General features: G+C 51.1%; 25 protein-coding genes. 10 read left to right on the top strand and 15 right to left on the bottom strand.

Annotated elements, in window-relative coordinates; translation table 11 throughout:
• Positions 1-78 precede the first annotated feature (78 nt).
• The 5 genes from ispC to rpsB form a co-directional block, all read right to left on the bottom strand.
• The gene (ispC, locus tag BS639_RS15675) at positions 79-1,275 is read right to left on the bottom strand and encodes a 1-deoxy-D-xylulose-5-phosphate reductoisomerase (RefSeq protein WP_055773076.1); all 1,197 of its coding nucleotides are present in this window, start codon (positions 1,273-1,275) and stop codon (positions 79-81) included.
• A 234-nt stretch (positions 1,276-1,509) separates the two neighbouring features.
• On the bottom strand, positions 1,510-2,067 hold the full coding sequence (gene frr, locus BS639_RS15670) for a ribosome recycling factor (protein WP_055773073.1): 558 nt from the start codon (positions 2,065-2,067) through the stop codon (positions 1,510-1,512).
• Positions 2,068-2,158: 91 nt separating this feature from the next.
• Positions 2,159-2,890 carry a UMP kinase gene (gene pyrH, locus BS639_RS15665; protein WP_055773072.1) on the bottom strand — a complete coding sequence of 244 codons (732 nt, stop codon included), beginning with the start codon at positions 2,888-2,890 and terminating at the stop codon, positions 2,159-2,161.
• Between the two features lie 189 nt (positions 2,891-3,079).
• A complete protein-coding gene (tsf, locus tag BS639_RS15660) occupies positions 3,080-3,931 on the bottom strand; it encodes a translation elongation factor Ts (protein WP_055773069.1) in 852 nt (283 codons plus the stop codon).
• A gap of 271 nt (positions 3,932-4,202) precedes the next feature.
• Positions 4,203-4,928, bottom strand: a complete 726-nt coding sequence (gene rpsB / locus BS639_RS15655; protein WP_009638348.1) for a 30S ribosomal protein S2 — start codon at positions 4,926-4,928, stop codon at positions 4,203-4,205.
• A gap of 429 nt (positions 4,929-5,357) precedes the next feature.
• On the opposite strand from rpsB, the gene map reads away from it, so the two are divergent.
• The 4 genes from map to BS639_RS15635 all read left to right on the top strand — a co-directional run bounded on the left by map (position 5,358) and on the right by BS639_RS15635 (position 10,338).
• Positions 5,358-6,164 (top strand): type I methionyl aminopeptidase, encoded by an 807-nt coding sequence (gene map / locus BS639_RS15650; protein WP_055773066.1) that lies wholly within the window; start codon positions 5,358-5,360, stop codon positions 6,162-6,164.
• Between the two features lie 109 nt (positions 6,165-6,273).
• Entirely contained in the window at positions 6,274-8,970 is a 2,697-nt protein-coding gene (gene glnD, locus BS639_RS15645; RefSeq protein ID WP_084983567.1) for a bifunctional uridylyltransferase/uridylyl-removing protein GlnD, read from the top strand.
• Positions 8,971-9,027: 57 nt separating this feature from the next.
• Positions 9,028-9,849: a 2,3,4,5-tetrahydropyridine-2,6-dicarboxylate N-succinyltransferase gene (gene dapD / locus BS639_RS15640; RefSeq protein ID WP_055773060.1), complete on the top strand. Its 822-nt coding sequence runs from the start codon at positions 9,028-9,030 to the stop codon at positions 9,847-9,849.
• A 99-nt stretch (positions 9,850-9,948) separates the two neighbouring features.
• A complete protein-coding gene (locus BS639_RS15635) occupies positions 9,949-10,338 on the top strand; it encodes a DUF3461 family protein (RefSeq protein WP_055773057.1) in 390 nt (129 codons plus the stop codon).
• A 123-nt stretch (positions 10,339-10,461) separates the two neighbouring features.
• On the opposite strand, the gene BS639_RS15630 is transcribed toward BS639_RS15635, so the two are convergent.
• The 3 genes from BS639_RS15630 to BS639_RS15620 are packed head-to-tail and all read right to left on the bottom strand — an operon-like array spanning position 10,462 to position 12,032.
• Entirely contained in the window at positions 10,462-10,914 is a 453-nt protein-coding gene (locus BS639_RS15630) for a flavodoxin (protein ID WP_055773054.1), read from the bottom strand.
• A 31-nt stretch (positions 10,915-10,945) separates the two neighbouring features.
• The gene (gene truC, locus BS639_RS15625) at positions 10,946-11,716 is read right to left on the bottom strand and encodes a tRNA pseudouridine(65) synthase TruC (RefSeq protein ID WP_084983566.1); all 771 of its coding nucleotides are present in this window, start codon (positions 11,714-11,716) and stop codon (positions 10,946-10,948) included.
• A gap of 1 nt (position 11,717) precedes the next feature.
• On the bottom strand, positions 11,718-12,032 hold the full coding sequence (locus BS639_RS15620) for a YqcC family protein (RefSeq protein WP_055773047.1): 315 nt from the start codon (positions 12,030-12,032) through the stop codon (positions 11,718-11,720).
• A 225-nt stretch (positions 12,033-12,257) separates the two neighbouring features.
• Between BS639_RS15620 and BS639_RS15615 the strand changes: the two genes are divergently transcribed.
• Entirely contained in the window at positions 12,258-13,505 is a 1,248-nt protein-coding gene (locus BS639_RS15615) for an MFS transporter (RefSeq protein ID WP_084983584.1), read from the top strand.
• 688 nt (positions 13,506-14,193) lie between these two features.
• Here BS639_RS15615 and syd read toward each other — a convergent pair.
• The gene (gene syd / locus BS639_RS15610; RefSeq protein WP_084983565.1) at positions 14,194-14,745 is read right to left on the bottom strand and encodes a SecY-interacting protein; all 552 of its coding nucleotides are present in this window, start codon (positions 14,743-14,745) and stop codon (positions 14,194-14,196) included.
• Between the two features lie 92 nt (positions 14,746-14,837).
• On the opposite strand from syd, the gene queF reads away from it, so the two are divergent.
• The 3 genes from queF (at position 14,838) to xni (ending at position 18,114) form a co-directional block, all read left to right on the top strand.
• Complete coding sequence (queF, locus tag BS639_RS15605) at positions 14,838-15,683, top strand: NADPH-dependent 7-cyano-7-deazaguanine reductase QueF (protein ID WP_084983564.1); 846 nt, start codon at positions 14,838-14,840, stop codon at positions 15,681-15,683.
• A gap of 127 nt (positions 15,684-15,810) precedes the next feature.
• A complete protein-coding gene (ppnN, locus tag BS639_RS15600) occupies positions 15,811-17,175 on the top strand; it encodes a nucleotide 5'-monophosphate nucleosidase PpnN (RefSeq protein ID WP_055773039.1) in 1,365 nt (454 codons plus the stop codon).
• Positions 17,176-17,352: 177 nt separating this feature from the next.
• Positions 17,353-18,114, top strand: a complete 762-nt coding sequence (xni, locus tag BS639_RS15595) for a flap endonuclease Xni (RefSeq protein ID WP_084983563.1) — start codon at positions 17,353-17,355, stop codon at positions 18,112-18,114.
• A gap of 76 nt (positions 18,115-18,190) precedes the next feature.
• On the opposite strand, the gene rlmM is transcribed toward xni, so the two are convergent.
• From rlmM to BS639_RS15575, 4 genes are all read right to left on the bottom strand, one after another.
• A complete protein-coding gene (rlmM, locus tag BS639_RS15590) occupies positions 18,191-19,297 on the bottom strand; it encodes a 23S rRNA (cytidine(2498)-2'-O)-methyltransferase RlmM (RefSeq protein WP_084983562.1) in 1,107 nt (368 codons plus the stop codon).
• On the bottom strand, positions 19,290-19,685 hold the full coding sequence (locus tag BS639_RS15585) for a DUF423 domain-containing protein (protein WP_084983561.1): 396 nt from the start codon (positions 19,683-19,685) through the stop codon (positions 19,290-19,292). Before BS639_RS15585 ends, rlmM begins: the two co-directional genes overlap by 8 nt.
• Positions 19,686-19,716: 31 nt before the next feature.
• Positions 19,717-20,643, bottom strand: coding sequence for a transcriptional regulator GcvA (locus tag BS639_RS15580; protein WP_084983560.1), 927 nt, complete (start codon positions 20,641-20,643; stop codon positions 19,717-19,719).
• 333 nt (positions 20,644-20,976) lie between these two features.
• Positions 20,977-21,198 (bottom strand): YgdI/YgdR family lipoprotein, encoded by a 222-nt coding sequence (locus BS639_RS15575; RefSeq protein WP_055773023.1) that lies wholly within the window; start codon positions 21,196-21,198, stop codon positions 20,977-20,979.
• A gap of 192 nt (positions 21,199-21,390) precedes the next feature.
• On the opposite strand from BS639_RS15575, the gene csdA reads away from it, so the two are divergent.
• Positions 21,391-22,608 carry a cysteine desulfurase CsdA gene (gene csdA, locus BS639_RS15570; protein WP_084983559.1) on the top strand — a complete coding sequence of 406 codons (1,218 nt, stop codon included), beginning with the start codon at positions 21,391-21,393 and terminating at the stop codon, positions 22,606-22,608.
• Positions 22,609-22,633: 25 nt separating this feature from the next.
• On the top strand, positions 22,634-23,071 hold the full coding sequence (gene csdE, locus BS639_RS15565) for a cysteine desulfurase sulfur acceptor subunit CsdE (RefSeq protein WP_055773018.1): 438 nt from the start codon (positions 22,634-22,636) through the stop codon (positions 23,069-23,071).
• A 5-nt stretch (positions 23,072-23,076) separates the two neighbouring features.
• On the opposite strand, the gene tcdA is transcribed toward csdE, so the two are convergent.
• Together tcdA and mltA are read right to left on the bottom strand one after the other, a co-directional pair.
• Positions 23,077-23,916: a tRNA cyclic N6-threonylcarbamoyladenosine(37) synthase TcdA gene (gene tcdA / locus BS639_RS15560; protein ID WP_084983558.1), complete on the bottom strand. Its 840-nt coding sequence runs from the start codon at positions 23,914-23,916 to the stop codon at positions 23,077-23,079.
• 39 nt (positions 23,917-23,955) lie between these two features.
• Positions 23,956-25,131: a murein transglycosylase A gene (gene mltA, locus BS639_RS15555; protein ID WP_055773012.1), complete on the bottom strand. Its 1,176-nt coding sequence runs from the start codon at positions 25,129-25,131 to the stop codon at positions 23,956-23,958.
• Positions 25,132-25,423 lie beyond the last annotated feature (292 nt).

The following is a 25,423-nucleotide window of genomic DNA, read 5'->3' as shown; positions in this document are numbered from 1 at the left end:
TTATGCGTTATCAGGAGGCGCAGACTATATCATTTCAACGTTGTTCGAACAAACGACCTCAATCATTGACGTATAATTTTACAGACTAAATGACTGTAATAACAACAGTGCTCTCTCTCTGGCGGCGCGATCAATGTCTAGAACCGCCTCCACGCATTGAGGTTCACCAGGCAAGGTTTTTTCCATTACCTGACGATTGAGTTCGGCAATATCGGTAAAGCGAATTTTCCCTGCCAAGAACGCGGCGACGGAAATTTCGTTGGCGGCGTTAAGCGCGGTGGTTGCAGCCTGTCCGGTGCGGCTGGCTTCAATTGCCAGCTTAAGGCATGGATAACGACTGAAATCCGGCTCACTAAAGGTCAACGCCCCCATCTTGCAAAAATCTAAAGGCTCTACGCCCGCCGCAACGCGCTTAGGATAGGCCATGGCATGGGCAATTGGCGTGCGCATATCGGGTGACCCAAGCTGTGCCAATACACTGCCGTCGACGTATCTCACCATCGAGTGAATCATCGACTGCGGGTGAATAATTACTTCCATTTGCTCTGCCGACGCATTGAACAACCAGCGAGCCTCAATATACTCCAGCCCTTTGTTCATCATCGTGGCGGAATCGACAGAAATCTTACGGCCCATTGACCAGTTAGGATGCGCACAAGCCTGGTCAGGCGTCACCGCCGAAAGTTCGTTAAGCGGCAGTTCGCGGAAAGGACCGCCGGAGCCGGTGAGAATAATGCGCGAGACGCCATTCTTTTCAAGTGACGCATAGCCAAGCTCTTGCTGAACATTTTCCGGCAGGCTCTGAAAAATGGCGTTATGTTCGCTGTCGATAGGTAACAGCTGGCTGTGGCTTTCACGCACCGCATCCATAAAGATGCGACCACAGGTCACCAGAGACTCTTTGTTGGCGAGCAGAATGCGTTTACCGGCTTTTACTGCGGCAAGCGTTGGCAACAGCCCGGCGGCACCCACAATGGCTGAAAGAACTTGATCTACGTCGTCCAGCGCCGCCAACTCACAGGCAGCCTTCACGCCCGACATGACTTCAGTCTTGCTGCCCTGCTCTTTTAGAATGCGTCTCAGCTCCGAAGCAGACGTTTCATCAGCCATTGAGGCATATTGCGGAGAAAACTCCAGGCACTGTTCGGCCATAACCTTGATATTTGTGCCTGCGACCAACGCACGAACGGCAAAGGCGTCGGGGTTAGCGCGCACTACGGACAGTGTGCTGGTGCCAACAGAACCGGTTGAGCCAAGAATAGTCAGTTGCTTCATGAAGGTACTCAATATAGCGAAAGTCATTATCGGAGGTGACACAGTCTGTTACGCCTTGGGCCGCTTGTCTATCAGATTAAAGCACCAATTACTGTGGTTCACTTCGACGGGATGCTGCCCATTTTATTGATAAATTCTTAATTTACAATTAAGTATGGGAGTTTTGTAGGATATGTTTTTTTTAAAAAATAAAGCGCCGCATTTGCGACGCTTTTGGAAATAGCCTGCAATAGATTAGAAATCCAGCAGCTCTGCTTCTTTATCACTCAGTGCCTTATCAACAGCCTTGATAAACACGTCGGTCATTTTCTGAATATCTTCCTGAGAGCGGCGATCTTCGTCTTCGCTGATCTCTTTATCTTTCAGGAGAGCTTTAACTTTATCATTGGCATCGCGACGTACGTTACGTACGGAAACACGGCCCTGCTCTGCTTCACCACGTACGATCTTGATGAAGTCTTTACGACGTTCTTCAGTCAGCGGAGGCAACGGCACGCGAATAGTGCTGCCGGCAGACATAGGGTTCAGGCCCAGGTCGGAAGTCATGATGGCCTTTTCTACAGCGGCGCTGATAGAGCGGTCAAACACGGTAACGGCCAGAGTACGTGCATCTTCGACCACCACGTTTGCCAACTGGCGCAGTGGAGTTTTAGAGCCGTAGTATTCAACCTGAATACCGTCAAGAATGCTCGGCTGTGCACGGCCGGTGCGGATTTTATTAATGTTGTTTTCGAATGCTTCAACGCATTTACCCATGCGAATTTCAGCATCTTTTCTGATGTCATTTATCACGTTGCGAACCTTTGGAAACGGGTTACTAGGCAGACCATAATCTTAGTATAGTCCGTGAATATTCAAAATGGTCGTTTGAGGCAACGACAGGTTACTCAGCTTTAGAAATCAGCGTACCTTCGTTCTCGCCCATAACCACGCGACGCAGTGCGCCAGGTTTGTTCATGTTGAAAACGCGAATCGGCAGATTGTGGTCACGAGCCAGCGTAAAGGCGGCAAGGTCCATCACTTTCAACTCTTTGTCCAGCACGTCGGTATAAGTCAGATGATCGAACATGGTAGCGTCCGGGTGCTTAACCGGATCGGCAGAGAAGACGCCGTCAACTTTAGTCGCTTTAAGCACCACGTCAGCTTCGATCTCGATCCCGCGCAAACAGGCTGCAGAATCCGTGGTAAAGAATGGGTTGCCGGTACCGGCTGCAAAAATCACGACGCGGTTGTTACGCAGCAGGCTAATCGCTTCGGCCCAGCTGTAGTTGTCGCAAACGCCGTTAAGCGGAATTGCAGACATCAGGCGAGCATTCACATAGGCACGGTGCAGTGCATCACGCATTGCCAGACCATTCATTACCGTGGCCAGCATTCCCATGTGATCGCCCACGACGCGGTTCATTCCTGCCTGAGCAAGACCGGCACCGCGGAACAAGTTTCCGCCGCCAATCACGACACCCACCTGGATGCCCAACTCAACCAGCTCTTTAACTTCCTGTGCCATGCGATCCAAAACGCTCGCATCGATACCAAAACCTTCACTGCCCTGCAGGGCTTCGCCACTGAGTTTTAGCAGGATACGCTGATAAACGGGTTTCGCATTGGTAGCCATGGTGTCTGTCCTAAGAAGCAATGTGTCGTAATGGGATGGTCGTTTTTTTTGCATCACAAATCCTGTGATGTTATCAGACATTAAAGGCTATCTGACATAACTGCTAGAGGCTTGAACCTTTGGATAGTTCAAGGCTGGATAAAACGGAACCGCCAATTTAGCGGTTCCGTTTTTTACATCAATCCAGCATTAAGACTGTTTGCTCATTGCAGCAACTTCTGCAGCAAAGTCAGTCTCAGCTTTCTGAATGCCTTCGCCCACTTCAAAGCGGATGAAATCAGTCACGTCAGCGTTGTGCTCTTTCAGAACCTGAGCAACAGTTTTGCTTGGTTCGATAACGAAAGGCTGACCTGTCAGAGAAACTTCACCGGTGAATTTCTTCATGCGGCCTTCAACCATTTTCTCTGCGATTTCTTTAGGCTTGCCAGACTGCATAGCGATGTCCAGCTGAACCTGATACTCTTTTTCTACCACTTCAGCAGACACGTCTTCAGGCTTAACGAATTCTGGCTTGCTTGCAGCAACGTGCATAGCAATTTGTTTAACCAGCTCTTCGTCAGCGCCTTTAGCAGCAACCAGAACGCCGATGCGAGCACCGTGCAGGTAGCTACCCATTACGTCGCCTTCCAGAGAAGCGATACGACGAATGTTGATGTTCTCACCGATTTTTGCAACTAAAGCTACACGCTCTTCTTCGAACTGTGCTTTCAGCACTTCGATGTCAGTGATTTTGCCTGCAAAAGCAGCATCCAGCACTTTTTCTGCAAAGGCCTGGAAGCCAGCATCTTTAGCCACGAAGTCAGTCTGGCAGTTAACTTCCAGAATCAGACCATAGTTGCCTTCGATTTTGGTTTTGATCACGCCGTCAGCAGCTACGTTGCCTGCTTTCTTAGCCGCTTTGATCGCGCCAGATTTACGCATGTTTTCAATGGACAGCTCGATGTCGCCGTTAGCTTCAACCAGAGCTTTCTTACAATCCATCATGCCAGCGCCGGTACGTTCGCGCAGTTCTTTTACCAGGGCAGCGGTAATATCAGCCATTGTTTTTTCCTCGATTATCCCAGTGCAAAAAGGATTTTTGCGTTGAGATATTTCTCGCATTTAAGATAAGCAAAGGGGGCCAATTAAGGCCCCCTAACCAACATATTCAATACCTGGTTAATAAGGGCTGCATACCCATCATCTTTCAATCTGCATGTGCGTTGGCTGCCTTCGCTCACCCAATCATTTACTGATGTAAATTCCGGGGGATTCGTTCAGTTGCCGCCTTACTGCACCTTGAAATCTATTGGGTATATCGGAGCCGTCCTTATTATTCAGCTTCTACGAAGCTTTCTTCTGCCTGAACAGCCAAGTCTTGAGAACGGCCTTCACGAACAGTGGCAGCAACGGCGCTCAGGTACAGATTCACTGCACGGATTGCGTCATCGTTACCAGGGATAACGAAGTCAACGCCATCCGGATCGGAGTTGGTATCAACAATAGCGAATACCGGGATACCCAGGTTGTTAGCTTCTTTGATTGCAATGTGTTCGTGGTCGGCATCGACAACAAACAGTGCATCAGGAAGACCACCCATATCCTTGATACCGCCCAGGCTATTTTCCAGCTTCGCAAGCTCGCGAGTACGCATCAGAGCTTCTTTTTTGGTCAGCTTTTCGAAAGTGCCGTCTTGTGATTGGATTTCCAGATCTTTCAGACGTTTGATGGACTGACGAACGGTTTTCCAGTTAGTCAGCATGCCGCCCAACCAGCGATGGTTCACGAAGAACTGGTCGCAGTTGTGTGCAGCGTCTTTTACCGCTTCGCTTGCTGCGCGTTTGGTACCAACGAACAGGATCTTACCTTTACGGGAAGAGATCTTGGTCAACTCAGCCAGAGCTTCGTTGAACATTGGTACAGTTTTCTCAAGGTTGATGATGTGAACCTTGTTACGAGCACCGAAGATGAATGGCTTCATTTTCGGGTTCCAGTAACGGGTCTGGTGACCGAAGTGTACACCGGCCTTGAGCATGTCGCGCATGGAAACAGTTGCCATGATAAAACCTCTATAGTAAATGTTTGGGGTTATGCCTCCACGTATCCCGTGCAACCGACCCCGTAAAATGCCATCTAAGACGGCGTTTTCAGGGCACCCCGGCGCAGGTGTCGATACGTGTGTGTTATTACTTATTAAACGAATAAGTACACAAATGAGTGAGTAATTGGCTCATTCACTTTATGCCGTCCGCGCAAGACCGGAGCCTTTTTACAGAGACAATACAGTGATTGCCGGCGCGCTTTATACCATAAATATCGACCAGAAACCAACTTTACTTAAACAAAAGCGCGGCGGGATAATGATAATTTGGCAGCTCATAACAGGGCTGATACCATGTGGCCTAGCTAATTATTGACGACCCGCAGGCATAAATAAAGGCTGTTGAAATAAAGGTCGTCAAAAACATGACACCAGCAGGATTCTTTCATGGCAATTTCAATCAAAACACCTCAAGACATCGAAAAAATGCGCGTAGCCGGACGCTTGGCTGCAGAAGTGCTGGAAATCATCGAACCCTATGTAAAACCTGGGGTCAGCACCGGTGAGCTTGACCGTATCTGTCACGACCATATCACTATCAAACAGCAGGCAATTCCCGCCTGTCTGGATTACCACGGTTTCCCGAAATCAGTGTGTATCTCTATCAACGAGGTGGTTTGCCACGGCATTCCTGACGATGAGCGCATTCTGAAAGACGGCGATATCGTCAACATCGACGTGACGGTGATTAAAGACGGCTTCCACGGCGATACCTCCACCATGTTTTTGGTCGGCAAGCCAACCATCCTCGGCGAGCGCCTGTGTCGCATCACCCAAGAAAGCCTGTATCTCGCACTGAAATTGATCAAGCCGGGTATCCGCCTGCGTACGTTGGGCAAGGCGATTCAGCAGTTTGTTGAGGCCGAAAAATTCTCTGTCGTGCGGGAATACTGCGGGCACGGCATCGGCGAAGGCTTCCATGAAGAGCCTCAGGTGGTGCACTACGATGCGGATGACGGCGGCGTAGTGTTGCAACCGGGCATGGCCTTTACGGTTGAACCTATGGTCAACGCCGGTGATTTCCGCATTCGCACCATGAAAGACGGTTGGACGGTAAAAACCAAAGATCGCAGCCTGTCAGCGCAGTATGAGCACACTCTGGTTGTTACAGAAAATGGTTGTGAAATCATGACCCTGCGTAAAGACGAGACATTGCCACGCGTATTAACGCATGAATCTGCGGCAGCGAATTAAGCCGTAAAAAGTAGTGCAGTAGAAGCCGGCAGATATCGCCGGTTTTTTTTCGAAGTATTATGTCATTGTTATTAATTTTGTCATTTACATCCATACAGGCTGCACACTTATGTCTGATTCGTTTTTGTCTAAAGATCTTGTTCACCTTGCTCTGCCACTGCCGGTTGAGATAACGCGCACGTTTCCTGAAAAGCCCGCGTCCCCTTCTTCTTATCCCGATGAAGCACTTAATCGCCAGTCACTCAAACAGCACATGGACGAGTTCCAGTTGTGGCTGGCCGAGGCGTTTAACTGTGGGCAGAGTGTTGAAGAATTAGTCGCCGCCCGCTCGCTTTATATTGACCAAATGCTGCAGCGGCTGTGGATTTTCTTCGGTTTTGATAAAATTCCCGAAACCGCTATGGTCGCGGTGGGCGGCTACGGCCGTGGCGAACTGCATCCGCTGTCGGATATCGACGTGCTGGTACTTAGCCAAAAACGACTCAACGATCAGCAGGCACAGCGGATTGGCGAGCTGATCACTCTGCTGTGGGACCTGAGACTGGAAGTAGGCCACAGTGTGCGTACGCTGGAAGAGTGCCTGCTCGAAGGATTGGCGGATTTGACCGTTGCTACCAATCTTATTGAATCTCGCCTGATTTGCGGCGACGTTGCGCTGTTCCTGAATATGCAAAAGCATATTTTTAGCGACGGATTCTGGCCTTCCCCCACCTTCTTCCGCGCCAAGATTGACGAACAAAACGAACGCCATCAGCGCTATCACGGCACCAGCTATAATCTTGAGCCGGATATCAAAAGCAGCCCCGGCGGCCTGCGTGACATTCACACGCTGCTGTGGGTAGCACGCCGCCACTTTGGCGCAACGTCGCTTGATGAAATGGTCAGCTTTGGTTTTCTGACCAAGGCCGAACGCAATGAAATAAACGAGTGTCAAAGCTTCCTGTGGCGTATTCGCTTTGCCCTACATCTTATCCTCAACCGCTACGACAACCGCCTGCTGTTTGACCGCCAACTCAACGTTGCCCAGCTTTTGCAGTACCAGGGCGAAGGAAATGAGCCGGTTGAGCGAATGATGAAAGACTTTTATCGTATGACGCGACGCGTTGGCGAGCTGAACCAGATGCTGTTGCAACTGTTTGATGAAGCGATTTTGGCGATTGGGCCTAATGAAAAACCACGTCCGCTGGACGACAACTTCCAGCTGCGCGGTGACCTGATTGACGTGCGCGACGAGACGCTGTTTGACCGCCAGCCGCAGGCCATTATCAGCATGTTTTATCTGATGGTGCGTCATCGTGAGATAAAAGGCATTTACTCGACCACGGTGCGTTTGCTGCGCCGTATGCGTCGGCATTTGAAAACGCCACTCTGCACCATTCCAGAAGCGCGCGAAATTTTTATGGCGATACTGCGCCATCCGGGCGCAGTATCGCGGGCGCTGGTTCCCATGCACCGCCACAGCGTGCTTTGGGCCTACATGCCGCAATGGGGTCTGATTGTCGGTCAGATGCAGTTCGACCTGTTCCACGCCTACACCGTTGATGAACACACCGTTCGCGTGCTGCAAAAGCTTGAAAGCTTTGCCGACGAAGAAACGCGTCCACGTCATCCCCTGTGCGTGGATCTCTTCCCGCGTCTGCCGCAGCCCGAGCTGCTGCTGATGGCGGCGCTGTTCCACGATATCGCTAAGGGCCGCGGCGGTGACCACTCCATACTGGGTGCGCACGACGCGCAGGAATTTGCCGAACTGCACGGGCTGAACTCCAACGAAAGCCAGCTGGTTTCCTGGCTGGTGCGCTGCCACTTGTTGATGTCGGTTACCGCCCAGCGCCGAGACATTCAGGATCCCACTGAGATCCAGCAGTTTGCGGCCGAAATGCAAACTGAAAATCGCCTGCGTTATTTGGTTTGCCTGACCGTCGCCGATATCTGCGCCACCAACGAAACCCTTTGGAATAGCTGGAAGCAGAGCCTGATACGCGAGCTCTATTTTGCGACCGAAAAACAGCTGCGTCGCGGCACCCAACATACGCCTGATTTGCGCGAAAGAGTACGCCATCACCGCCTGCAGGCGTTGGCACTGCTGCGTATGGACAATATTGACGAAGAGGCGCTGCACCGTATCTGGAGCCGCTGCCGCTCTGACTATTTCCTGCGCCACACCCCGAATCAGCTGGCCTGGCACGCCCGTCATCTGCTTGACCATGACTCAACCAAGCCGCTGGTGCTGGTAAGCCGACAGGCGACGCGCGGCGGAACCGAGATATTTATCTGGAGTCCGGACAAACCCTATCTGTTTGCCGCCGTTGCCGGAGAGCTCGACCGTCGCAATCTCAGCATCCATGACGCCCAGATTTTTACCAATCGCGACGGTATGGCGATGGACACCTTTATCGTGCTTGAACCAGACGGCAATCCGCTGGCGCAGGATCGTCACGAAACCACGCGTTTTGCTCTGGAACAGGCGATGCTACAAGCTTACCAGCCGCCGCGAGCGCGCCGACCTTCACCCAAGCTGCGTAATTTCAGCGTACCAACGGAGGTCAGTTTCCTGCCAACCCACACCGATCGCAGAACGTATATGGAACTGGTCGCGCTGGACCAACCCGGCCTGCTTGCGCGCGTCGGCGAAGTATTTGCCGATCTGGGGCTGTCGCTTCACGGCGCGCGCATATCTACTATCGGCGAGCGGGTCGAGGATTTATTTATCCTTGCCAACGGCGAACGTCGGGCATTAGATAAACAAACGCGTCGGGAAATTGAGCATAGATTGACTGAGGTGCTCAACCCCTTCGATAAAATATGATACAAGTAATGCTTGGCTATTTTACTTTCAACATCACTATCAGATAAAGAGAAGAGTATGGAATTGCAAACCGTCATTGAACAGGCCTTCGAGCGCCGTGCAGATATCACTCCGGCCAACGTCGACAGCGAAACGCGCGACGCGGTTAATCAGGTTATCAACAAAATCGACAGCGGCGAGCTGCGCGTTGCCGAGAAGATTGACGGCGAATGGGTTACGCATCAGTGGCTGAAGAAGGCGGTACTGCTCTCTTTCAGAATCAACGATAACGAAGTTATGGAGGGCGCAGAAAACCGTTTCTACGACAAAGTTCCAATGAAATTTGCCGATTACGATGAAGCTCGCTTCAAGCGTGAAGGTTTCCGCGTGGTGCCACCGGCAGCCGTGCGTAAAGGCTCTTTCATTGCACGTAACGTGGTTCTGATGCCTTCTTACGTCAACATCGGCGCATACGTTGATGAAGGCACCATGGTTGATACCTGGGCAACAGTAGGTTCTTGCGCGCAGATCGGTAAAAACGTACACCTGTCCGGCGGCGTAGGCATCGGTGGCGTTCTGGAACCCCTCCAGGCCAACCCTACTATTATCGGTGACAATTGCTTCATCGGCGCACGTTCTGAAATCGTTGAAGGTGTTATCGTTGAAGACGGCTGCGTGATTTCAATGGGTGTCTACATTGGTCAGAGCACCAAGATTTATGACCGCGAAACCGGCGAAGTTCACTACGGTCGCGTACCGGCGGGTTCTGTGGTTGTTTCCGGCAACCTGCCTTCTAAAGACGGTAAATACAGTTTGTATTGCGCCGTCATCGTGAAAAAGGTTGATGCCAAAACCTTAGGCAAAACCGGTCTTAATGAGTTATTACGCTCTATCGACTAAACTGATTAAGCGGGTATATCAACCCGCTTTTTTATTGTCGCGTTCATCATAATTATTTCGGTCACAGTAATTTCGCGTGTAAACACAAAAGGTGCCGCTATGTTTGACAACCTGAAAAGCTTGGGTATTAATAATCCTGATGACGTAGATCGCTACAGCCTCCGTCAAGAGGCGAATAACGACATTCTCAAGATCTACTTTCGCAAAGATAAAGGCGAGTTTTTTGCCAAAAGCGTGAAATTCAAGTATCCACGTCAGCGTAAGACGATTGCCGCCGACAACGCAGGACAGGGCTATAAAGAGATCCACGAGATTAGCCCAAACCTGCGCTACGTTATCGATGAACTGGACCAGATTTGCCAGCGTGAACAGGTTGAAGTCGATCTTAAGCGTAAAATCCTCGACGACCTGCGCCACCTCGAGTCTGTGGTAACCAACAAGATTGCCGAAATTGAATCCGATCTCGAAAAGCTGACTAACGGTCGCTAACAGATTGTCTGTCAGATAAAAATAGAAAAAGGTCAGGCATTACATGCTCTGACCTTTTCTTTATCAGTCACTCTCATCAACACCGAGTTATCAAAACTCAATGTTTAAACTGAGGTCAGGAATTTACTGACCGAAATATTGGGTCCACTTTTCGACCCATGGAAGCGCGACCAACTCAGGTTCGGGCTGTTCAATCGCATCGATTTCCAGCATCTCGCCCAAACGATTAGCGCCCTGCTCCTGCAACAGGTCATCAAGCTTGTGACCGCCGCCGCAGAAGAAGTCATAGCTGCTGTCGCCCAGCGCAATAATGCCGTAACGCAGTTCTGGCTGATAGCCAACCTTGTCGCGGATTGCGTCGTACAGAGGAGCAATGCTGTCAGGCAGATCGCCCTGACCGGTCGTTGAGGTGACGATCAGCACAAAATGATGGCGATAGTATTGCCAGGCCTCAAGGCTTCCTTCTTCAAAAACTTTAACCTGATGGCCCTGCTTCTTAAGCAGCGTTTCTGCCTCTTCCGCCACCAGCAATGCGTTTCCGTATACGGTACCGACGAAAATACCAATCTCAGCCATGCTGCCTACTCCCTTACTAAATCCAAAAAAGTTAACTATCCTGACCCGCCTGCACGGGAAACTCAACTCTTTCCAACTCGCTCACGCAGCCTTGCCACTCGAAACGCTCAACCACGTTCTGCCAGCGGCTGTCCCAACGGGCAGTAATTGACAACATCTCGCCGGTCACCGGATGAGGAAGCTGCATATGGCTGGCGTGCAGCATCAGCCCTGGGCAGTTAAAATGCTGCGCCATTCCGCGATTTTGTTTCAAATCACCGTGCGCGGTGTCGCCGATAATCGGATGCCTCAAGTGCGTCATGTGGCGACGCAGCTGGTGTTTACGGCCGGTTTCCGGCTTAAGCTCAACCAGACTGTAACGGGCCGTTTCATAGCGGCCAATGGCCACCGGCATTTCCTGACGCGCCAGGACGCGATAATGACTCACCGCAGGCTGTGGAGCTTTGTCTGGATTTGAAAATTTGTCGGCTATCTTGTCGAGCTCTTCCGTCAGGGCATAATCGACGGTGCCGTCTTCCATCACGAAGCCGCGAACCACCGCATGATAAACCTTGGTCATTTTATGCTCTTCGAACTGCTGCGACAGCAGGCGTGCCACCTCGCTCGACAGCGCCAGCAGCAGTACGCCAGAGGTCGGTTTATCCAGACGGTGCACGGTAAATACGTGCTGGCCAATCTGGTCGCGCAGCGTTTGCATCACGAAAACAGTTTCATGCCGGTCGAGCCAACTGCGATGGACTAACATGCCGGCGGGTTTGTTCACCGCGATAAGATGCTCGTCCTGATATAAAATTTCCAGCATGTCAGTCTTCTATATTCAGCAAATCGTCAAGACGCTGCAGAACATTGTGCAGACGCTCCTGTCCGGCAAGGGCCATTTCATAATAAGGGGTGATGGCAAAACGAGTCGGCAACGGCGCCTCTGCGGCCAATAACGCGTACATACGTGGGATAAGAACCCACTGCAACCACTGCTCGGCCGACATGGTATCTACGGCAAAAGGCTCTTTACTTTCGAAAGCCTCAGGCTCTGGAGGCATAGGTTGCCATAAAGACAGTTGACGCATAACTTGCTCAATATCCTGCAATATTTCGCGGACCTGATTTTCTGTACTCATCAATAACTCTCTGTATTGAACACGTGCGGGTTGTGGATAGCGCGCCGAAATTAGGGCGAATCATAGCATTGAAGCCGCCGCGTCCCAAACTTCTGCTCACGCAACAAAACGTTTTTTCAACCCCCTTAAGCATAGCCTGCCTCAATCAACTATTAGTTTTTCATACTGGTACCCAGGCGCGGCTACGGGCAAAATAGGCGCACTTTACATAAATTGACTTTAATGATGCCAGCGAACTCAACAATAAACTCAAAAAAACACGCCACGCCGGTCAAGGCAATGGTGGCCTCCGTTTCGGGCTACGCAATGGACGGCTTTGACCTTCTTATCCTCGGATTTATGTTACCTGCTATTGCTTCTGAACTCGGCCTTACTGCCTCGCAGAGCGGCTCGTTGGTCACCTGGACGCTTATTGGGGCAGTATTGGGCGGCGTAATATTTGGCCCGATCAGTGACCGCTTTGGCAGAATTCGAGTGCTGACCTTCACTATTTTAATGTTCTCACTTTTCACCGGCCTGTGTGCCCTGGCACAGGGATACTGGGACCTGCTGGCCTACCGAACGCTGGCGGGAGTCGGTCTTGGCGGTGAATTCGGCATTGGTATGGCGCTGATTGCCGAAGCCTGGCCGGTCGAAAAACGCAACCGCGCTTCTGCCTACGTCGGCATGGGCTGGCAATTAGGGGTGCTAATGGCAGCATTCCTGACGCCGCTGCTGCTTGGCACTATTGGCTGGCGAGGCATGTTTTTAGTCGGACTGCTGCCCGCCCTCGCCTCTTTCCTGATCCGCAGAACGATGGGTGAACCCGAAGAGTTTGTTAAGCAATCTTCAGCTCAACAGCAAGAGCCTCTGCTCAGTCGAATCCGCCTGTTATTTAAGGACCGTGCAACGACCAAATGCAGTGTAGGTATCCTCATTTTAACTTCGGTACAAAACTTTGGGTATTACGGGCTGATGATTTGGATGCCTACTTATCTGGCTAAAAACTTTGGTTTCTCACTGACTAAATCAGGAATGTGGACTGCGGTTACTGTGATCGGCATGACCTTTGGTATCTGGTTATTTGGCGTTCTTTCCGACCGCTTCGCTCGCTGGAAAATTTTTCTTATCTATCAGGTCGGTGCAGTAGTGATGGTTGTTTGTTATGCCCAGCTTAAAGATCCCACGGCGATGCTCTTTGCCGGTGCGGTGATGGGCATGTTTGTGAACGGCATGATTGGCGGCTACGGCGGGCTAATTTCCGACAGCTATCCGGTTAACGTAAGGGCTACGGCGCAGAACGTGTTGTTTAATCTTGGACGCGGGGTGGGTGGTTTTGGGCCACTGGTGATAGGACTGCTTGCTTCACAAATAGCCTTCACGGCGGCAATTAGCCTGCTGGCAGCCATTTATTTGCTGGATATTTACGCCACACTCTTCTTGTTGCCTAAATCGCAAAGCAAGGCAGAAGACAGTCTGGGGGCTATAGGCTAATAAAAAGAGTGGATATATATTGATTGAGTATTCACTGAGGGGCAAAAATTGTTACCTATAAAGGCGCTACTGGCCGTATGCCGCAGTTTTTAGGATACTAACAAAAAGTTGGGGGTACTGTTTTCACAGTACCCCCGGTTCGTTTATAGCAATCCAGCTACCTATGTGCTCCCTGCTCGTTCCTTGAAAACTTGTCCTGCGGTTATCCTAACCAGCCGTCCTTTGCTTCGTCCCACTTTCATCCTGACGTATCGTCCTGGTCATCCTGACGTTTGTCCTTTAGTCTTCCTGACCCACCAAACTCCATGTTTTGGCTCTCAATCTCCGTCCTGGAGGTGTCCCTTGTTTCGTCCTGAAACATCCTAGCATGCTCCGATGCTGTCCTGACCCGTCCTGAGTCTTCCCCTACTTTATGAAACCGCCATCATCCTAATGTTCAGTTTCATGCTTCCCTTCTGCACGACTAGAATCGTCGATTTAGCCCCTTGAAGCAAGACTAATACGGAAAACTAATAGTACCAATACACCGAGTTAGCCTGGGGGTTACTAAACTATCTAATTGAAATAATTTGTTTTTTATAATTACAGGGGAAATTATTAGCAGTAAATATAGGAGATGTCTTACAGCGTTTGTGAGAGATCTCTCACACGAATGTGAGCCAACAACGTGAGCCAATTCCCCCTGAAGTTAGTTGGGATACCGCGGGGCGAGCATTGTAATGAATTCAGACAACGAAGACGAGAGGATAGTTCGCTTTTTACTGCCGAACTGTTCCAACACCACTTCACCGCTGATATTACACAAAGAAATCAGCATCAGTTCAGACTCAGTCGTCGCCAGAAAAACGGTAGGTGACAATTTAAGACGCTTTTGCGTAAGCAAATGGCCGATCAGATTCTCCTGCAAGCGGATGAAGTCATCTTCGCTCCAAACCTGTACCAGCGAAAAAGTGTGGTCAAGGTAACGCGCTGTCATGTCACCGGCAAACTGCGTGGTATAAAACGCGTGCGCCTCGGGACGCAGCTGCAAGTCGAGAGCACGTTCAACATTGCTCAATTCAGAAGCCGGAACAAATGGCTGTGGCAGCCAAAAAACCTCAGTGTCGCTGCTTCTTACCGCGCAGGGAGACGCGATGCCAAAGAGATCTTCACTGGCGGGTGGGTTAGTGGTTTCCTGCTTCCACAGGTCGACATAGCGCTGAGTAAAACCCCGCAGGGCATCGGAAACGTCATGGTGCATATTTTTTCTCATCTTCAGGGCCAGCTGTGCGTTAAACTAGCGGGATACGCAATTTGTTTTGTATTGTACCAATCTCTTATCAAGGTGACAGCATGTCCTCGTATCAGGATAACCCCGCTCTTTCTCAACTGACACTCGGTAAAGCCACACCCTACCGCGACCAATACGATGCTTCTCTGCTGCAGGCCGTTCCGCGCAGTATGAACCGTGAGCCACTGGGGCTGTATCCTGACTCTCTGCCCTTTCACGGTGCCGATATCTGGACGATGTACGAAATTTCATGGCTCAATGCCAAAGGATTGCCACAGGTTGCGGTAGGTGAAATAAGCCTCCAGGCCGACAGCATTAATCTTATCGAGTCCAAGAGTTTCAAACTTTATCTTAACAGCTTTAACCAGACAAAATTCGATAGCTGGAACAGCGTCAAGCAGACTCTCGAAACCGACTTGGCCGCCTGCGCAAACGGCAGCGTAATTGTTAGCCTGCAGCCGCTGCATGCGTTAGAAGGCAGTCCGATTGGGCGTTTTGCTGGCGTGTGTATCGACGCGCAGGACATTGAAATCAGTGACTATGCTTTCAGCACTGATTATCTGCTCAATTCAACCAGCGATAAAATTGTGGATGAAACGCTGGTGAGCCATTTGCTCAAATCAAACTGTTTGATTACGCACCAGCCTGACTGGGGGTCAGTACAAATCCAGTATCGTGGGCCTGCAATCGACAGAGAAGCCCTGCTGCGCTATCTGGTCTCGTTCCGTAATCATAATGAGTTTCACGAGCAGTGCGTCGAGCGTATTTTTAACGATATTCTACATTTTTGCCAGCCAACGCGCCTTGCCGTCTATGCCCGTTACACCCGTCGCGGCGGTCTCGACATCAACCCATGGCGTGCAAATTTCTTGTTTGAGCCAACCACCGCGCGACTGGCCAGACAATAACGCCCTGCATTGCTCAAGAACTGAGCTAACAGTCGGAGATCAATGGTAAAAGCCTATGGACAGGTTTACTGTTAAAGAATAACAAGCACGCAAAACATCATTAACGCGGCGTTAATAAGGAGCAATTTTGATTACACATATCAGCCCGCTTGGCGCAATGGATTTGTTGTCTCAATTGGAAGTCGACTTGCTTAAACGCACGGCGAGCAGCGATCTCTATCGCCTCTTCCGCAATTGTTCTCTGGCTGTGCTCAACAGCGGCAGCCAAACTGACAGCAGCAAAGAGCTGCTAGATCGTTATGAAAGCTTTGACATCAACGTATTGCGCCGTGAACGTGGCGTAAAACTTGAACTGGTGAATCCACCGGAAGAGGCGTTTGTAGACGGGAGAATCATTCGCGCACTGCAGGCTAATCTTTTTGCCGTTTTGCGCGACATCGTGTTCGTCAATGCTCAGCTCAGCAGCGCAGGCCGCCATCAGGATCCGAATCCTGAAAATTCGGTTCAGTTGACCAATCAGGTATTTTCTATTCTGCGCAACGCCCGCACCCTGCATCTGGATGAAGATCCGAACATGGTTGTTTGCTGGGGCGGTCACTCGATTAATGAAATCGAATACCAGTATGCACGCAGCGTAGGAACGCAGCTTGGCCTGCGCGAATTGAATATTTGTACCGGCTGTGGTCCGGGTGCGATGGAAGCGCCGATGAAAGGGGCTTCCGTAGGTCATGCCCAGCAGCGTTATAAAAACAGCCGATTTATCGGTATGACTGAGCCGTCTATTATTGCCGCCGAGCCGCCTAATCCGCTGGTTAACGAACTGGTTATCATGCCGGATATCGAGAAGCGTCTTGAGGCTTTCGTACGCATCGCACACGGGATTGTCATTTTCCCTGGTGGTGTAGGTACCGCCGAGGAGCTGCTGTATTTACTGGGTATTTTGATGGATCCAGCAAACAGTGACCAAGTGCTGCCGTTGATTCTGACCGGTCCAAAGGAGAGTGCCGACTACTTTACCGTGCTCGATGCCTTTATACGTGAAACGCTGGGTGATGAGGCGCAAAAGCATTACACCATTATTATTGATGACCCGACTGAGGTTGCACGCCAGCTGAAACGGGCGATGCCTTTGGTTAAAGAAAACCGTCGTAACAGCGGCGATGCCTACAGTTTTAACTGGTCTATTCGCATTGCTCCCGATCTGCAACGGCCGTTTGAACCAAGCCACGAAAACATGGCCAACCTCAATCTGCATCTCAACCAGCCGCCTGAGCAGCTTGCCGCCGCGCTGCGCAGAGCATTTTCGGGTATTGTTGCCGGTAACGTCAAAGAGGGCGGGATCCGCGCCATCGAGAAGCACGGGCGCTTTAAACTTCACGGCGATCCGCAATTAATGAAAAAAATGGACAGCCTGTTGCAAGGATTTGTCGCTCAGCACCGAATGAAACTTCCGGGCACCGCCTACATACCTTGCTATGAGATTTGCTCCTGATAGAGGAGCTCGCTGAATTCACGTACTTCCCCTCTCGAACGAAACGGGAGGGTCAGTGTGGGGATCAGCGAGCAATTTAAGGCACCTGCTGGGTGATTCCTCGCAATTTAAGACTGCAAACCCGTGAAAACAAAGCTGCACGGTGCCATCTCCCACAATTACTGATACCCTCATCAGATGAAAATTCACTTACTAATCATAGATGCGCTGAATTTAATTCGTCGTATTCATGCCGTACAGGGCTCTCCCTGCGTTATTGCCTGTCAGAGCGCCGTCAATCAGCTGATTCAACACACTCAGCCTACCCACGCAGTGGCGGTGTTTGATGAAGACGATCGTCATGATAGCTGGCGCCATCAGTGCTTGCCGGACTACAAGGCAGGTCGCTCGCCCATGCCAGACAACCTGTTTGCCGAAATGCCAACAGTAAAAGCCGGCTTCGAAAGTTTGGGCATTGCCTGCTGGCATTCGGCAGGTCAAGAAGCTGACGATTTGGCGGCAACGCTGACGTCAAAAGTCACATCGGCTGGCCATCAGGTCACCATAGTCTCCACCGACAAAGGCTATTGCCAACTGCTGGCACCTGAGGTGCAGATTCGGGATTATTTTCAGAAACGCTGGCTAGATATGCCGTTTGTGCAGTCAAGTTTTGGCGTACTGCCGAGTCAGCTCACCGACTATTGGGGACTTGCAGGGATAAGCAGCAGCAAAATTCCGGGCGTCGCGGGAATCGGACCTAAGGCGGCAGTGACACTGCTGAGTCAGTATCCGACTCTCGAAGCGCTGTACCAGCATATAGATGAAGTGCCAGAAAAATGGCAGAAAAAACTGCGGGAACATCAGGAATTGGCGTTCGCCTGCCGCCGTGTATCGACGCTGCAAACGGATGTTACGTTGAAGGGAAACTTGCAGGATTTACGGCTCAAAACTGAGCCGTAAACTCAAAAACTCCTGCAATCCCCTAGGTTATTGACGCGTTAGCCAACACCGCTACTGCGTCATTAACGATAAGAATTTAGTATCTTTCATCTCTTCTACCCGGCACCACAGGCCAGAAGCGGCGCACGTGAACGGTAACCTCTTCGCGGTCGTGGTAAAGCTGCTTGGCGAAGATTTCCGCATTAATATCATTCTCGGCCAGGCGATCTTTCATGTGTTGAAGGATTTGGGTCACTTCTTCATAGCGCTTTTTCATTGGCAGCTTGAGGTTGAAAATGGTCTCGCGACACCATCCGTTAACCAACCAGTCGCCCATCAGAGCTGAAACCTTGGCAGGCACCTCAACCATATCGCACACTAACCAGTAGATGTTGCTACGAGTCGGTTTGTATTTAAAACCGTCTTCACGATGGTGCGTGACCTGCCCAGTCATCATCAGGCTTGGCGCCATTGGGCCGTTGTCGATAGCGTCGACCATCATGCTGCGCTGCACCAGTTGGTAAGTCCATCCGCCAGGACAAGCGCCCAAGTCTACCGCGTGCATGCCGCTAGCCAGTCGCTCCTCCCACTCGTCAGCAGGAATAAAGACGTGAAAGGCTTCTTCAAGCTTCAGCGTTGAACGGCTCGGCGCATCGGATGGGAATTTAAGACGCGGGATACCCATGTAGAACGGCGAGTTGTTGTTGCTGTAGGAATAGCCCACGTAGCAACAGCCAGGCGCAATAAAGAACACGTGCACCACCGGGCGCATTGCATTTTCTTTTTTGCCCAACACGCGCTGTTCGCGCATGGCTGAACGCAGCGGTACCGTCAGTTTGCGGCAGAATTTGGTCAACTCTTTGCTTTCATTGGTGTCAGGAACCTCAACGCGGAGCTCGCCGCCGTTGGTGACAACCCCCTGCAGCATGCCCACGATAGGCGTCACGCGGTCTTCCGGTGGCAGGTCTTTTAGTAACTCACCGACAACCAGCATTTGACGGGCAAAAATTAGCTCGCGGAACGGCAGATCTTTTGCCAATTTGTCGGCATCTTCCGTTTGATAACACTCAAATAATACATAGCCGCTGCCTTCTTTCACACGGGCAAAACCGAAGATTTCTCTCTCGGCCGCTTTGGCGGTGATTTCAGCCGCACATTCTTTTTCAAAGCCAGATCGGCAGTAGAGTGCAAGTTTGTTATTCATGGCGTTGTGCCTTTTGTCCCAGACGCAGCGCGCCGACTAACATCAAAATCCAACCAATCAGGAAGAAGGTTCCACCGATTGGTGTAACAAAGACCCATAATTTGAGTCCTGACAGCGCCAGACAGTAAAGGCTGCCGCTAAACAATACCGTCCCCAGAGCAAGACAGGCGCTGCTCCAGTAAAACCAAAAGCTGCTGCGATGTTGCATGGCAACGCCCAGCGCCAAAATCGCCAGAGTATGAACGCTCTGATAGTTCAATCCGGTCTGAATCCATGCCATTTCGGCAGAGCCCAGCGATTGACTTAACACGTGCGCTCCGAAGGCACCAAAGGCTACGTAGATAAAGCCGCTGATGGCGGCAAAAATCAACATTGCACGACTGGTCATAGTAGTTGTTATCCTTTGAAATCCCTTGGATTTACGTTTGCGGCTGATCGTAACGGAAGCGCAGCTTTTCTTGCTCGCTGGCGGCACGCGCCAGGATCCACTGACGAAAGGCGGCTATTTTACCCAGTTCTGCCTGACTGTCATGACAAACAAGATAAAAAGCGTTTTTACTGATTAAAACTTCATTAAACGGACATACCAGACGCCCGGCTTCAATCTCGGTTTGGGCCATCACGTTATTGGCTAACGCAACACCCTGCCCGTGAACCGCCGCCTGCACCACCATCGCACTGTGGCTAAATATCGGCCCCTGCTGAACATTGATATGTTGCAGACCTAACTGTTTAGTGTATGCCAACCAGTCGCGGCGTGAAGCATCGTGCAGTAAAGTGTGCTTCGCCAGATCTTCTGGCGTTTTCAGTCCATTATCGCCCATTAATAACGACGGCGCGCAAACGGGCAGTAAATATTCGGCGTAAAGGCGCTCGGTGCGCAATCCCGGCCAGTTGCCGCGACCGTGAAAAATAGCCACGTCGACATCGTCCGATAATTTATCTTCATCGCGATCGACAGCCTGGATGCGGACGTCAATCCCCGGATAAGCTGAGTTAAAGCCAGCCAAACGCGGTACCAACCATTGAATCGCGAAGCTTGGCGGCAAACTTACGGTCAATGCGCCCTTGGCACTGCGCGCCTGAAGCTTGCGCGTTGCCTCGTTTAATGATGAAAATATTTCTTTAATATCGAGATAATAGCTCTGCCCTTCTTCGGTTAGCAGCAGAGAGCGATTGCGTCGACGGAACAGTTTTAAGCCCAAAAAGTCCTCAAGTGACTTGATCTGGTGGCTAACTGCCGCCTGCGTGACAAACAGTTCTTCGGCAGCCTTGGTAAAACTCAGGTGCCGGGCCGCTGCGTCAAACACACGCAAAGAGTTCAGTGGGGGTAAACGTTTTGACATGAAATGGATACTTCTCATTCAAGCTACAGGCCAAAGGCCAGTGCGCAATTTTAGTTATTAGTTTTTTTAATCCGAGACATTATAAATTGTCCATTGAGGATGTACAGGCAAAAACCTATAGTTGCGCAACTTCCAGTAGCCGGAACGAAAAGTTGATTGGTATGAGGATGCCGAAAGGCTTTTGGCTTGTGGTTGTGATGTTGTGTTTGTATTGTCTGGCAATCCAGACCAGTAGCTTAAATGCTACAAATTTTCACTTCCTGTACATTACCCTGTCTGTCCAAAGTGATTTTTTAGCACCGCAATTTGCGGTGCTTTTTTTTGCCTGCGGAATTAATTCCCTTCAGCCATCTCTTTTACTTCTGACTTATTAATCTGCTGTTTGTTACCATAGGCATCTTTGTAGCTGATCATACCGGTGTCACTGTCTGTGCTTGGTTTGCCCTCTGCGACGATAGTGCGACCGTCGTTGGTGTGCATCACATAGTTGCTCGAACAAGCAGCCAGGGTACCGGCAAGTAAAACAGCTGAAACTACGGCGAAGATCTTCTTCATAATTAACTCCTGTAGATTAAAATACTTGAATTTTAGAGCAAATATATCGCTTAAATTCGATAGTCATCATAATTCAGCATAACAAGCTTCTGGACTATTTCCAGGTAAGCATTCCTAAAGGTGATATAGGCCCTTGCCAAAAACAGAGTCGCTTTCACCTTGTTCCAAGCCAGAACAGGACAGCCTAACACTATGACGCATTTTGATTTCGCCGAATTTCGTCGCCATTTTCCCGCGCTGCGCCCCGACGACTCACCGCCGCTGTGCTATCTCGACAGTGCAGCAACGGCGCTAACACCGCAGGCAGTGATCGACGCAACGGTGAATTACTATCAAAACGCCGGTGCTACGGTGCATCGCAGTCAGCATAAAGCCGCGCAGTCTTTAACTGAGCGCTATGAGCTGGCCAGAAGTCAGGTGGGGGATTTTATTGGCGCACCGCGAGCGGAAGATATTGTCTGGACCCGCGGTACTACGGAGTCAATCAACCTGGTCGCGCAAAGCTATCTGCGTCCTCGTTTACAGCCCGGCGACGAAATTATAGTGAGTCAGGCCGAGCATCATGCCAACCTTGTTCCTTGGCTGATGCTTGCAGAACAGTGCCAGGCCAAGGTGGTCACGCTGCCGCTAAATGCCGAATACCTGCCGGATATCTCCGCACTGCCCGCGCGGCTGAATTCACGTACGCGCCTGTTGGCGATAAGCCAGATGTCGAACGTGACCGGTGCCCAACCCGATATTGCAAACGCCGTTAGCCTGTGTCACGCCAACGGTACGCCAGTATTAGTCGATGGCGCACAGGGCGTAGTGCACGAAAACGTAGACGTTAAGGCTATGAATATCGATTTTTATGCCTTCTCGGGCCACAAACTTTATGGTCCGACTGGTATCGGCGTGCTGTACGGAAAAACGGAATTACTGGCCTCGATGGCCCCGTGGCACGGAGGTGGCAAGATGCTTACCGAAACTACGATGCAGCAGTTTACGCCCCAACAGGTTCCACACCGTTTCGAAGCTGGAACGCCGAATATTGCCGGCGTTTTGGGCCTGGCGGCGGCGGTCGAATGGTTACATTCTATTGATCGTATTGCCGCCGAAGCCCACAGCGCGCAGTTGGCAGCCACAGCAGAGTCTGCGTTAAGTAAACTGCCGGGCTTTCGTAGCTTCCGTCGCGGGAGCTCTTCAATTTTAGCCTTTGATATCGCCGGTATTCATCACAGTGATATTATTGCTCTGCTGGCTGAGAAAGGCGTTGCTCTGCGTGCCGGTCAGCATTGCGCACAACCGCTGACTGAGGCACTGGGCGTGAGTGGCACACTGCGGGCGTCGTTTGCCCCCTATAATACCTTGCAGGACGTTGAGCGCCTGATCGACGGCGTTAACTTTGCCGTTGATCTTTTGTCCGACTGAATACCGATTAAATAAGAGAGAAATTATGTTAGCCCCGCACCCGTTTGGAAATGAAATTACCGAGCCGTCATTAATCGAAAAATTCTCGGATTTTCGCCAATGGGAAGACCGTTATCGCCAGCTGGTAATGCTGGCAAAAGTTCTACCGCCGCTCGATGCATCATTGAAAACTGCCGCTATAGAACTGTCAGGATGTGAGAATCGCGTGTGGCTGGGCTATGAGAGGATGGAAAACGGCGGAATTCACTTTTATGGCGACAGCGAGGGGCGCATCGTCAAAGGCCTACTCGCAGTACTGCTGACGGCAGTTGAAGGCAAAAAGCCGGAAGAGATCTTGAGTCGCGATCCGCTGGCGTTGTTCGATACCCTGCAACTTCGCCAACAGCTGAGCAGCAGCCGTGCCAGCGGCTTGGCTGCGCTCTCACAGGGCGTACAGGATATTGCCCACGCCTGTCTGGGATAACACTTTTATACGGTCGCTGTCGCACCTTTGGCCGCTTCGGCTGCTTGACGCTGCGCCTTAGCCATCATCTTCTTCAGCACGTGTGAAACCGCCACAAAGCCGAAGCTTGCCGTTACCATCGTGGCGGCACCAAACCCTGACTCACAGTCCATACGTTTCGGCCCTTCAGCGGTAGCGCGTGAGGCACACACCTGACCATCGGGCTGAGGATACATCAGCGGTTCGCTGGAAAATACACAGTCGATCCCCAGTTTGCCCTTGTTATTTCTGACCACGTTAAAATCATTTTTCAACCGCTCGCGCAATTTGGCCGCCAGTGGATCCTGAATGGTTTTCGCCAGGTCAGCCACTTCGACTCGCGTCGGATCGATTTGCCCGCCCGCACCGCCGGTAGTTACAACGGGTATTTTATAGCGACGGCAATAGGAAAGCAGTGCGGCTTTCGGTCGTACGCTGTCAATGGCGTCAATCACGTAGTTAAAATCACGGTTGAGCATTTCGGCAACGTTGTCTGGGGTAATAAAGTCGTCAATGCAGGTCACCTTGCACTCGGGATTGATCGCTAAAATGCGCTGCGCCATGATCTCAACTTTAGATTGCCCGACGTTTTCACGCAGTGCGTGGATCTGACGATTAGTATTGGTAACACACACGTCGTCCATATCAATCAGCGTGATTGCGCCAATGCCGGTGCGAGCCAGCGCCTCAGCCGCCCAAGACCCCACACCGCCAATCCCAATCACACAGACATGTGCGGCAGAAAACAGCGCCAGAGCCTGCTGGCCGTAAAGTCGGGCCGTGCCGCCGAAACGCTGCTGATAAGCCTCAGAATATTCTGCCGCCATGTTGTGTGACCTCTCTATCTACTTGCTAATGACTTATTTTCAATCTGAAAAAGGATTTTTTGCGCCCTCAGCCGGAACCAGCTGTGATCCACCACTCAGCGTATTCGTCTGATAGCTGGTCATCATAGGTGCGCTACTCTGCGTCGATTTTAACACCCATACGCGTCCATAGTGATTATAAAATCCTGCTGCATGCCCCGCATCAGGACCAATACCTTGATACATATCGAAATGTTGTCCCTTAATCGCGCCGCCTACGTCTAGCGCAACCATCAGACGCAAATGATATTTGCCGGTAAATTTGCCTTTATTGTCCAGCTCAGGCACTTCAGCCAGCAGCGAGGTACCGGTTGGGATAAGCGAACGGTCAGACGCCACCGACGCTTTAGCCACCAGCGGCACACCCGCCGCGCCTCTCACTGGCGCAAAAGGTTCAGGCTTGAAGAAGACGAATGACGGGTTCTGCTCCAGCAGCTCACGCACTTCTGCCGCACTGTGGGCGTCGGCCCAGTTGCGTATAGCCTGCATCGACATATCCTGACGCGCCACTTCACCTCGGTCGATAAGCACCTTGCCAATACTGCGATAGGCATGACCGTTTTTACCGCCGTAGCCAAAGAACATCAGCGGACGACCGTCTCCGTAATCAACATAGCCGCTGCCCTGCACTTCCATCATGAAGTTATCCATCAGCGAATTAGTATAGGCAACCGCATATCGACTGCTCAACGCCCCTGAATAAATTGCTGCGCGATCGGGTAAACGGCCACCGCGAGGTTTTGGCGGCATGCGGTACAGCGGATATTGGAACTCGCCCTGCGGGGTATAACGCGCCTGCACTACCGGCGTGTAGTAACCAGTGAACTGCACATTACCGAAATTGTCCGCGCCTTCCATTTGGTAAGCGCTTAAACCATGCTGGCTCAGCGTACGCGTATCGGCACCAGAGCGGACCCACTGCTCAATGGCTTTATAGGTGCTGGTGTTGCGGTTATAAAGAGAGGACGAGGCCGACCGCACCTCCAACACTTGATCAGCATAATCTCTGGCATTGACCGGCTTGCCGGTGGCGTTGGGCTCATTAACATACTCGAGCGCATTATCGAGTCGCCCATCCTTATACTGCTGTCCCCTGTCGGTGGGCCGTGATGAACAGCCGGCTAAAATGGCGATCACCAGCCCACTTAGCAAATACTTTGTCCAACGTCCTTTCATTAATGCACTCTCTTGCTCTGGGGAGGGGGAATAATTAAACGAGAACGATAACAAAGGGGGGAAAGGAAGGGAATTGCGCCAAACAAAAAAAAGCTTTAACGCAAAATGGCAGGAATTAGCAGCACAATGCGCAAAAATGGAGCAATAAACTGCTTTATCTCAATTAAATACAAAAAGGGGTTGCATCATTTAGCGTGGGGAGTATAGTTCGCCTCCATCGGACGCGGGGTGGAGCAGCCTGGTAGCTCGTCGGGCTCATAACCCGAAGGTCGTCGGTTCAAATCCGGCCCCC

The organism is Rouxiella silvae (assembly GCF_002093625.1).
Classification (GTDB): domain Bacteria; phylum Pseudomonadota; class Gammaproteobacteria; order Enterobacterales; family Enterobacteriaceae; genus Rouxiella; species Rouxiella silvae.
This window is presented reverse-complemented; position numbering and strand designations above follow the sequence as displayed.